This window comes from Mesorhizobium sp. M7A.F.Ca.ET.027.02.1.1, from assembly GCF_004022985.1.
GTDB lineage: Bacteria > Pseudomonadota > Alphaproteobacteria > Rhizobiales > Rhizobiaceae > Mesorhizobium.
Genome location: NZ_RZOL01000549.1, coordinates 1 through 3,167, shown reverse-complemented (window position 1 = coordinate 3,167; position 3,167 = coordinate 1). Strand labels below are relative to the sequence as shown.

The 3,167-nt window shown below is 65.0% G+C and carries 3 protein-coding genes and 1 pseudogene; 2 read left to right on the top strand and 2 right to left on the bottom strand.

Annotated elements, in window-relative coordinates; genetic code table 11:
• Window positions 1-674, top strand: a 674-nt coding sequence (locus EN749_RS33120; protein ID WP_145991113.1) for a HAMP domain-containing sensor histidine kinase, incomplete at its 5' end; no start/stop codon positions are given.
• Window positions 675-838: 164 nt separating this feature from the next.
• Here the strand turns inward: EN749_RS33120 and EN749_RS33115 are convergent.
• Window positions 839-1,267 (bottom strand): Lrp/AsnC family transcriptional regulator, encoded by a 429-nt coding sequence (locus EN749_RS33115; protein ID WP_127329250.1) that lies wholly within the window; start codon window positions 1,265-1,267, stop codon window positions 839-841.
• A gap of 115 nt (window positions 1,268-1,382) precedes the next feature.
• Between EN749_RS33115 and EN749_RS33110 the strand changes: the two genes are divergently transcribed.
• Entirely contained in the window at window positions 1,383-2,486 is a 1,104-nt protein-coding gene (locus EN749_RS33110; protein WP_127397738.1) for a saccharopine dehydrogenase family protein, read from the top strand.
• Between the two features lie 237 nt (window positions 2,487-2,723).
• On the opposite strand, the pseudogene EN749_RS33100 reads toward EN749_RS33110, so the two are convergent.
• A pseudogene (locus tag EN749_RS33100) lies at window positions 2,724-3,167 on the bottom strand (dihydrolipoyl dehydrogenase); the annotation flags it as partial.

Sequence of the window (3,167 nt, the reverse complement as noted above, 5' to 3'; positions counted from 1 at the left end):
GCATGAAACAGGTCAGCGCCAACATCGCCCACGATCTGAAGACGCCGCTCAACCGGTTGCAGATGATCCTCGATACCGCGTCGGAAAAGAACCTGTCGGGCCAGAAAATCGCCGCTGAACTGGCCGAGGCGCATGCCGAGAGCCTGCAGATCAACGAGACCTTCGATGCCCTGCTGCGCATCGCGCAGATCGAGGCCGGCGCCCGCCGGGCGCGGTTCACCGATGTCGATCTGGGCGAGGTGCTGCAAACCATCGCCGAAATCTATGCCGATGTTGCCGAGGACGACGGAAAGTCGCTGTCGTTGGCGCAACCACAGGAAACGACGGACCGGATCCATGGCGATCGCGAGCTGTTGACGCAGATGTTCGCCAATCTGGTCGAGAACGCGCTGCGCCATTGTCCATCGGGCACGACGATAAAGCTGTCGGCGGCGCGCCAGGGCGAACGCGTCGTTGCCGGCGTCGCCGACAACGGTCCCGGCATTCCGGCGGAAGAGCGCGAGAAAGTGTTCCAGCGGCTCTATCGGCTGGACCATAGCCGGTCGACATCGGGCAGCGGGCTGGGTCTCAGCCTTGTCCGGGCAATCGCCGATCTGCATGGCGCATCGATCACGCTGGGCGATGGGCAGCCCGGGCTTGCGGTGGCGGTGAGTTTTCCGCTGGCGATGGATTAGAGGCCGATCTCCCCCCTTGAGGGGGAGATGTCGCCGAAGGCGACAGAGGGGGTCGCCTCGCGTGAAGCGCCAGCCTCCATCTGTCGCAAGGAGGTCGCATCCGGTCGGACCGACCCCCTCTGGCCTGCCGGCCATCTCCCCCTCGAGGGGGGAGACCAGCAGCTTCACCGATCGATCCGCGTCGACAGGATGATCGACGACAGGGTCCGCTCGACCCCGTCCATGGCGCCGATCTGGTCGAGCAGCATGTCGAGGTCGCGGATCGATGGCGCGTCGACGATGACGATCATGTCGAAATTGCCGCTGACCGAATGCAGCGTCCGGACCGTCGTCAGGGCGCGCAGGCCGCGCACCACCTTGTCGGCGAGCTTGGGCGTCACGGTGAGCAGTACATGCGCCCGCACCAGCCCCTGCTCGTAGTCCGGCGCCAGCCGGACGCCATAGCCTGATATGATGCCGCGCTGCTCCAGCCGCTCGATGCGGCTCTGCACGGTCGTTCGAGACACGCCAAGCCGCCGCGCCAGCTCGGCGGTCGAGGCGCGCGCATTCTCGCGCAGCAGGGAAAGCAGGGCCTGTTCGGCGTCACTGAGCATTTCGACGATTCTTCTCGGCAGACTGTCCAATCAACGGTTTCGTTTCGAACAAAACCACGCTTCCATTCGACGGGCAAGCTGCGAATCTGAGCTCACAATCAGTGAGGGATCGGTCATGAAAAAAATTGTCGTTGTCGGCGCCGGAAAGATCGGCTCGACCATTGCCGAGATGCTCGCCGCCACTGGGGATTATCAGGTCACGCTCGTCGACCGCTCGGCAGCACAGCTCGCTGCTGCCGAACTGCCGGCCACGGTTGCGACGCTGGAGCTCGACATCGAAGCCGCCGGCGCGCTGGAAGCCGCGCTCGCCGGCAAATTCGCGGTGCTCAGCGCCGCTCCCTTCCATCTGACCACCCGCATCGCCGAAGCGGCGGCCAGTGCCGGCGTGCACTATCTCGACCTGACCGAGGACGTCGTCTCGACCCGCCGCGTCAAGGAACTGGCGCGTTCGGGCAGAAGCGCCTTCATTCCGCAATGCGGCCTGGCGCCGGGCTTCATCTCGATCGTCGCCAACGATCTCGCCAGCCGGTTCGATTCGCTGGAGAGCGTGCGCATGCGCGTCGGCGCTTTGCCGCAATACCCGTCCAACGCGCTGAACTACAACCTGACCTGGAGCACCGACGGCGTCATCAACGAATATTGCGAGCCCTGCGAGGCAATCGTCGAAGGCGAGCTGGTCGAGGTGCCGCCACTGGAAGAGCGCGAGGAGTTCTCGCTCGACGGCGTCACCTACGAAGCGTTCAACACCTCCGGCGGCCTTGGCACGCTGGCCGAGACGCTGAAGGGCAGAGTGCGCACGCTGAACTACCGCACCATCCGCTATCCCGGCCACGCCGCGATCATGAAGGCGCTGCTCAACGATCTCGGCCTGCGCCACCGCCGTGACGTGCTGAAAGACATTTTCGAGAGCGCCCTGCCGGCGACGCTGCAGGACGTGGTCATCGTCTTCGTCACCGTCTCCGGCCGCAAGAACGGCCGCCTGCTGCAGGAGACCTACGCCAACAAGATCTACTCCAGGCGCATCGGCGACCAGGTGCGAAGCGCCATCCAGATCACCACGGCGTCCGGCATCTGCGCCGTGCTCGACATGCTGGCCGACGGCAGCCTGCCGGCGACGGGTTTCATCAAGCAGGAAGACATCGCGCTTGACGCGTTTCTGGCTAACCGCTTCGGCCGTGCCTATGCGCAGCACGAGATGGTGAGCCGGCTGGCGGGGTGACGAGCGTTTCTCTCTTGTGAGAGGCTGGCGGGACAGTGCCCCCCTCTGCCCTGCCGGGCATCTCCCCCTCTAGGGGGGAGATCGGCTGTCATCTTAGATTTCGCCAATTTTCAAAGTCTTGGAAGAGGCGGGTTGCCCGAAACTGCTGATCTCCCCCCTTGAGGGGGAGATGTCCGGCAGGACAGAGGGGGGGGGGCGAGTGTCCCGCCAACATAACCGCCTTTGCACTATCACGAATCAAACATGCAGCGCGTGCCCCAGCGCCTTGAGCGCCGCTTCCTGGAATCCCTCGCCTTGCGTCGGATGGGCATGGATGGTGCCGGCAATGTCCTCCAGCCTCGCGCCCATCTCCAGCGCCAGTCCAAAAGCCGCCGCCAGTTCCGAGACGCCCTGCCCGACCGCCTGGATGCCGAGCACCAGATGGTTGTCCGCCCGCGCCACCACGCGGACGAAGCCGTCTTCGCCCAGCTTCGTCATCGCCCGGCCGTTGGCGGCGAACGGGAACATGCCGATCTTGATCTCGCCGCCCAGAGCCCTGGCCTCTTCCGGCGAAAGACCAGCGGTGACGAGTTCCGGATCGGTGAAGCAAACGGCGGGAATAGCGCGCTTGTCCCAGTTGCGCTTGTGGCCGGCGACGATCTCGGCGACCATCTCGCCCTGGGCCATCGCCCGGTGCGCCAG